Source organism: Mycobacterium kyogaense (assembly GCF_036946525.1).
GTDB lineage: Bacteria > Actinomycetota > Actinomycetes > Mycobacteriales > Mycobacteriaceae > Mycobacterium > Mycobacterium kyogaense_A.
This window is the reverse complement of record NZ_JAQIIY010000026.1, coordinates 96,835-103,680: the sequence shown is the minus strand read 5'-3', so window position 1 is coordinate 103,680 and position 6,846 is coordinate 96,835. Positions and strand designations below refer to the sequence as shown.

The window sequence follows — 6,846 nt, the reverse complement described above, 5'->3', positions numbered from 1 at the left end:
AATCCTGTTGGCGGTCGGCGTGGTGCTGTACGTCCTCGCGCGCGGGTGACGCGGCGACAGGCGGCCACCTCGCGCACGGACGCCGGCGACTGACGCCCCGCGGTCACGGCGCCGATCCAGCCGTCACATGTGTTGTCGGACCGTGACTTCTGGGTAGAAGGCCGATCAGTCCGACGGGTGATGGGATAATGACTCCATGCCGGAATCCGCCAGCGCCTCCGCCTCGCCGTCCGGGCCGTCGTCGGCTGGGTTGGGGTCATCAGCGAGTCAGCTGCCGGCCGGCGGATTCCGCTTCTGGTTCGTCGGGCAGCGCTGGGAATGGTCCGCCGAGGTCGCGCGGATGCACGGCTACGAACCCGGCACCATCGAGCCCACCACCGAACTGTTGCTCTCCCACAAACATCCCGAGGATCGGCGGCACGTGCAGGAACTGCTCGATCACGCTCTGCACTTCGGCGGCTCGTTCAACAGCAAGCACCGCTTCGTCGACACCGGCGGCGTCGAGCACGACGTGATCGTGATCGCCGATCGGATCTATGACGACGAGGGCGCAGTGGTCGGCACCGAGGGCTATTACGTCGATCTGACCGAAACGCTCGACAGGGAACGACGGGCGGCCCTCGACGAGTCGTTACCCGATCTCTTCGAAGCCCGGGCCGCGATCGAACAGGCCAAGGGCGCACTGATGCTCGTCTACGGTGTCGACGCCGATCAGGCGTTCAAGCTGTTGATGTGGAGGTCGCAGCAGACCAACACCAAGCTGCGGGCGCTGGCGGCGCAGCTGGTGTCCGAGCTGAGTGCGGTTACGGTCGACAGCGCAGGCGTGCGCCGCCAGGTCGACCATCTGATGCTCACGGTGCACGAGCGCGTCGGCTCGAACGCCGAGCGCCGATGATGTGGTCGAAGGTGGGGCCGGTGACGGTGAAGACGAAGGTGTGTGGGGCAGCTGGACGTCGTAGAAGGTGTTGACGGTGGCGTTGTGGTGGTGTGCGTCCGCGGTGACGTCGATTCGAGCTCGGTCGGTGCGCTCGCCGATGCGCTCGACGGCGGTCTGTCCAGCGGCGCGGCGGCTCCGGCGAGGGTGTTGATCATCGATCTGACACGGGTGACGTATTTCGGCAGCGCAGGGTTGAACGCCGTACTGAGCTGTTATGAGCGGGGCCGCGACGACGGTGTCGCGGTTCGTGTGGTCGCCGACAATCCGGAGGTGATCCGGCCCATCGAGGTGACCAAGCTGGACACCGTGCTACGGCCCTATCCCTCTGTCGCGGAAGCGTTGGCAACGGACGCCGGTTCGCTGTGACGACTCCCGGCCCGTTCACCGATGGCGGCGAGGTCGGCCGGGACCTCGCTCGGGTGGACTGGGCCGCCACCCCGTTGGGCCCGCCGGAGCGGTGGGCCCAGAGTCTGCAGACCGCGGTCAGCATCCTGCTGTCCTCGCGGTTCTCGATGTGGATGGCGTGGGGTCCGGAGCTGACCTTCTTCTGCAACGAGGCGTACCGCCGAGACACGTTGGCGCGCAAGTACCCCTGGGCGCTCGGTCGGCCTGCGAGCGAGGTCTGGGCGGAGATCTGGGACGACATCTATCCGCGCATAGAGCACGTGATGTCCACCGGCGACGCGACCTGGGACGCCGCGCTGCTGCTGTTCCTGGAACGCTCCGGCTACCCGGAGGAGAGCTACCACACGTTCTCCTACAGCCCGCTGCGCGACGACGACGGCACGGTGGTCGGTCTGCTCTGTGTGGTCAGTGAGGACACCGTGCAGGTGATCGGTGAACGTCGGATGGCCACGCTGCGCGATCTGGGTTCCGATCCCAGCGTCGCCCGCACCGAGACCGAGATCCTCGCGTTCGCCGACCGGCAGTTGAGCCACAACCTGCGCGACCTGCCGTTCACGCTGACGTACCTGTTCGATGCCGACGGGACGGCGCACCTTGCGGGTATGAGCGGAATCGGGGTCGATCATCCCGCGGCGCCGGCCGTCGTCGCGTCGGACGGAGATATCTGGCCGGCGGCGCGGACCGCGATCGGCGAGACGGTCGTCGTCGATCTCGACGACTTCCCGCCGATGCCCACCGGGGATTGGCGCGACCCGCCGACCCAGGCGTTGGTCGCGCCGCTGCTGCAGCAAGGCGGCGCGCCGGTCGGGTTCCTGGTGGCCGGACTGAACCGCTATCGGCCGCTCGACGATGGATACCGCGGATTTGTCACGCTGGTGGCCGGCCACATCGCCGCGGGCGTGAGCCTGGCTCGCAGCTACCGCGCACAACAGCGCAGGGCCGAGGAACTCGCCGAACTCGACCGGGCGAAGACCACCTTCTTCTCCAACATCAGCCATGAGTTCCGCACGCCGCTGACCCTGATCCTGGATCCTGTCGCGGAACTGCGCCGTCGCGAGGACGTCGACAGCGCCGCGCGGGAAGAGCTCGACGTGGTGTGGCGCAACGGGTTACGGCTGACCAAGCTGGTGAACACGCTGCTCGACTTCTCGCGCATCGAAGCCGGCCGGGCGCAGGCAACGTATGTGCCCGTCGACCTGGCTGCGGCGACAGCGGAACTGGCCAGCGTGTTCCGGTCCGCTGTGGAACGGGCGGGACTGACGTACTCGGTGGAGTGTGAGGCGCTCAACGAGCAGGTCTATGTCGACACCGACATGTGGGAGAAGGTCGTCTTCAACCTGCTCTCGAATGCCCTCAAGTTCACCTTCGAGGGCACGATCTCGGTCGCTGTCCGTCAGGACGGCGACCGGGCGCTGATCACCGTGTCGGACACCGGGACCGGGGTGCCGGCCGAGGAGATTCCGCGGCTGTTCGAGCGGTTCCACCGCATCGAGAACGTCGCGGCCCGGTCGCACGAGGGCAGCGGCATCGGGCTCGCGTTGGTCAAGGAACTCGTCGAATTGCACGGCGGCACCATCGATGTGGCCAGTACCCACGGAGTGGGCACCACCTTCGACATCCGGCTGCCGTTCGGTACCGATCATCTGCCTGCCGACGCGATCGCTGCGGAATCGGTCCGCCGCCTCGGCTCCTCGGCGGATGCGTTCGTCGAAGAGGCGATGCGCTGGCAGGGCGGTGAGGATACCGACAACGATTCCGCCGCAACGCCTTTAGGGACGGTCACGACGCGAGATCCGTCATTCGGTGCGGCGGTGCGGGTGCTGGTCGCCGACGACAACGCCGACATGCGGGACTATCTGACGCGGTTGTTGCGGTCCGACGGCTATGTCGTCCAGGCGGTCACCGATGGTGTGCGCGCTCTGGAATCGGTGCGTGCCAACCCCCCGGACATGGTGATCAGCGATGTGATGATGCCGGGGCTCGACGGGCTCGCCTTGGTGTCGGCGCTGCGCGCCGACCGGCGCACCGCAGCGGTCCCGGTGCTGCTGCTGTCGGCCCGTGCCGGGCAGGAGGCGTCCATCAGCGGCCTGCAGGCCGGGGCGGACGACTACATGGTCAAGCCGTTCGCCGCGGCCGAGCTGCTGGCCCGGGTGCGCACCAATGTCGAACTCGCCCGCCTCCGTGACCATCACGCACGGTGGCGCACCGCGCTGGTCGACTCGCTGCAGGAAGCGTTCTTCCTGTGCGACGAGGACGGCGCGGTCATCGAGATCAACGGCGCGTTCACCGACATCCTCGGATTCGACACCTCCGGTCTGCCCTACGCACCGACGTATCCCTGGTGGCCGTCGGCCGACACGGACGCCGACGCTCACCGCGAGGTCGCCGAGGCGTTCGGCAGCCTGATGGACCAACCGCACGGCACCATCGATCACGTGCCCGTCACCCACCGCGACGGGCACCGGCTCTGGGTCACCGCGACGTTCACCCACGCCGAGGACCCCGACAGCGGCAGCAAGGTGGTGGTCGGCACCATGCGCGACGTCACCGCCGAGCACTACCTGGTGCAGCGTGAGTCCGCCCTTGCCTCGCTGAGCGATGCTCTGGCACAGGCGGATACGCTCGGCGACGCAGTGCGCGCCGCCGCCGAACAGCTGCGCGAAGTCTGGCATGCGCGTCGGGTCGCCGCCGTGACGTTCCCGACGGGCGGCCCCGAATCACGTTCGGATACACCGACTGTCGTGAGTGCGGGGGAGGCTCTCGCGGGCTGGGGCGGCCTCTCCGAAGGTGCCCGGACAGCGATCACCGCGCTGCGCGACGGCGATCTGCTGGACCCGGTGACCTCGGAACCCGGGTCGGCCGGTGTGGCCCTGCAACACCCCCGCGGGATCCTGGTCATGTACATCGAGCTCTTCGAACAGCGCCGGTTCACCACTGAAGACCACACCCTGCTCACCGTGCTCGCCGGCCGCCTCGGTCAGGGGTTGCAGCGGGTCCACCAGATCGACCAGCAGCGTGAGACCGCGCTGGCCTTGCAGCACGCCATCCTCGGACCGGCCCTCTCGACGGGGTTCGCGGTGCGCTACCAACCGGCGACCCGGCCGCTGCAGGTCGGCGGGGACTGGTACGACGTCGTCGACCTCGACGACGGCCGGATCGGGTTGATCGTCGGTGATTGTGTCGGGCACGGACTGGCGGCCGCGACCGTGATGGGTCAGCTGCGCAGCGCGTGCCGGGCGCTGCTCCTCGAGCATCCCAGTCCGGCGGCCACGCTGTCGGCCCTCGACCGATTCGCTGCTCGCCTGCCCGGGGCGCGGTGCACCACGGCGTTCTGCGCGGTCCTCACCCCCGGGACCGGCGAGTTGATCTACTCCTGTGCCGGGCACCCGCCGCCCATCCTCGTGCTCGCCGACCAGACGACCGAACTCCTCGACGACGCCCGCTCCACACCGCTGGCCGTCCGATACGGGCAACCGCGTCCCGAGACGCGTGTCACGATGTCGCCGCGCGCCACCCTGCTGCTCTACACCGACGGCCTGGTCGAGCGCCGCAGGGAATCGATCGACGACGGCATCGCCCGCGCCACCGGCGTGGTCGGTGCCCATCGCGGCACCGCGCTGGACGAACTCGCCGACGTGATCATGACCGGGCTGGCGCCCCACAGTGGTTACGAGGACGACGTGGCGCTGCTGCTCTACCGGCAGCCCGGGCCGCTGGACATCGACATCACCGCCGACGTGGCTGAATTGGCGCCGAGTCGCGCAGCTCTGCGGACGTGGCTCGGGAGCGCGGGCGTCAGCCAGGAGCAGACGCTCGACGTGCTGATCGCGGTCGGCGAGGCAGTGGCCAACGCGATCGAGCACGGGCATCGCGACGACCCCGGCGGGACCGTCAGCCTGCACGCCAGCGCGTACGCCGACCACCTCTGGGTGACCATCCGCGACACCGGCAGCTGGAAACCGCAAGCCGAGACGCCGGCGGTCCATCGGGGACGCGGCCTCGGGCTGATGCAGGCCCTGATGCAGGATGTCTCCATCGACTCCCAGACGACCGGCACCACGGTGCACATGCAGGCGAGGATCGCGTGATGGCCACGCCGTTGGAGGTGCACACCGATCGCCGCGACGACGGCACCACCGTGGTGGCGGCTGTCGGCGAACTCGACCTGAGCAATGTCGCCGTGTTCTCCGAGGCACTCGGCGCCGCGGTGCGCACCGGCCGCGACGTCACCGCCCCGGTGCGCGTCGATCTGACCCGGATCGAATACCTGGACAGTGGCGCCATCAACGTCCTGTTCGACCATGCCGACGCCATCGATGTGCTCGTCAACCCGATCCTCTTGTCGGTCCTGACGGTCAGCGGCCTGGACAAGGTCACGAAGGTCGAGGCCGCGCCGCCGCAGTAGTGCAGGCACCCCAGTAGTTCAGGTGTCGGCTTGCCGGCGGGCGCGGGCGCGTCGTTTGCCCTCGTGCATCGCCGCCACCCGCGCGACCGGGATCGTCCGTCCGTGCTCGATCAGCTCGACGGGCAGCCGTTGCGGCACCGGCATCGCCTCGGCCCACGGGTCCCGTCCACCGAGCAGCCCCACCGCCGTGGTGATCGTGAAGTCCGTCGGGTGCACGCTGTCGAGCTCGGACCAGGCCACCGGAAACGACACCGGCGTCCCGGGGCGTAGCCGGGGGCTGTACGCCGCGGCGACGGTCGCCCCGCCGGATCGGGTGGCGTCGACGAACACCTTGCCGGCGCGGTCGGAGACGATGAACGCCGTCGTCGCGATCGTCGGATCGAGCGCCTCTGTGCGCGCCACGAGCGCGCGGGTGGCCGCGGCTACGTCCTCACCGGGCGACTGCAGCCCGCCCAGGTCGAGCGGGACGAAGATGTGCACACCCCTCGACCCGCTGGTCTTCACCGCACCCGTCAACCCGGCGTCCTGCAAGGCCCGGCGGACGAGCCGGGCGACCGCGACGACCGCTGCGAAGTCCGCGCCGTCCGGTGGGTCGAGGTCGAGGATCAGATGGGTCGGCCGGTGGACGTCGGGGGCCAGGCCCAGCGCCGGGTGGTATTCGACGGCCCGCTGGTTGGCTAGCCACAGCAGCGTGCGCCGGTCGTTGCAGAGCGCGTAGCGAACGTCGCGGTGCGACGCCTCGGCCCACATCTGCACGGTCGGCACCCAGTCCGGGGTGTAGGTCGGCACGTTCTTCTGCATGAACGGGGCACGGCCGCGCAGCACACGCAGGACGGTCACTGGGCGATCGGCCAACACCGGCAGTATCCGGTCAGAGACGGCGTCCAGATAGTCGACGAGGTCGCGTTTGGTCGCGCCGCCATCCCCGTCGAGAGGCTGGTCGAGGTTGGTGAGGTCGACCCCGGCACGCTCCTCTGACGACATCAGTCGCACAGCTCCGAATACATCAGTCGCACAGCTCCGACGGCACCCCGCCAGCCTACGGAGCAACGCAACAGTGACGTTCGCGGCCACAGGGCCGACGACATGGTGGCGAACC

General features: G+C 69.0%; 5 protein-coding genes. 4 read left to right on the top strand and 1 reads right to left on the bottom strand.

Annotation, left to right across the window (positions count from 1 at the left end; all coding sequences use genetic code 11):
- The first annotated feature begins 196 nt into the window (after nt 1–196).
- The 4 genes from PGN37_RS21500 (at nt 197) to PGN37_RS21485 (ending at nt 5,747) form a co-directional block, all read left to right on the top strand.
- On the top strand, nt 197–895 hold the full coding sequence (locus tag PGN37_RS21500; protein WP_335333024.1) for a PAS and ANTAR domain-containing protein: 699 nt from the start codon (nt 197–199) through the stop codon (nt 893–895).
- A 42-nt stretch (nt 896–937) separates the two neighbouring features.
- Nucleotides 938–1,303: an STAS domain-containing protein gene (locus PGN37_RS21495; protein ID WP_335333023.1), complete on the top strand. Its 366-nt coding sequence runs from the start codon at nt 938–940 to the stop codon at nt 1,301–1,303.
- 854 nt (nt 1,304–2,157) lie between these two features.
- Entirely contained in the window at nt 2,158–5,430 is a 3,273-nt protein-coding gene (locus PGN37_RS21490; protein ID WP_442932987.1) for a SpoIIE family protein phosphatase, read from the top strand.
- A complete protein-coding gene (locus PGN37_RS21485) occupies nt 5,430–5,747 on the top strand; it encodes an STAS domain-containing protein (protein WP_335333021.1) in 318 nt (105 codons plus the stop codon). Before PGN37_RS21490 ends, PGN37_RS21485 begins: the two co-directional genes overlap by 1 nt.
- An 18-nt stretch (nt 5,748–5,765) precedes the next feature.
- Here PGN37_RS21485 and PGN37_RS21480 read toward each other — a convergent pair whose 3' ends face one another.
- Nucleotides 5,766–6,731: a DNA polymerase domain-containing protein gene (locus PGN37_RS21480; protein WP_442932983.1), complete on the bottom strand. Its 966-nt coding sequence runs from the start codon at nt 6,729–6,731 to the stop codon at nt 5,766–5,768.
- Nucleotides 6,732–6,846 lie beyond the last annotated feature (115 nt).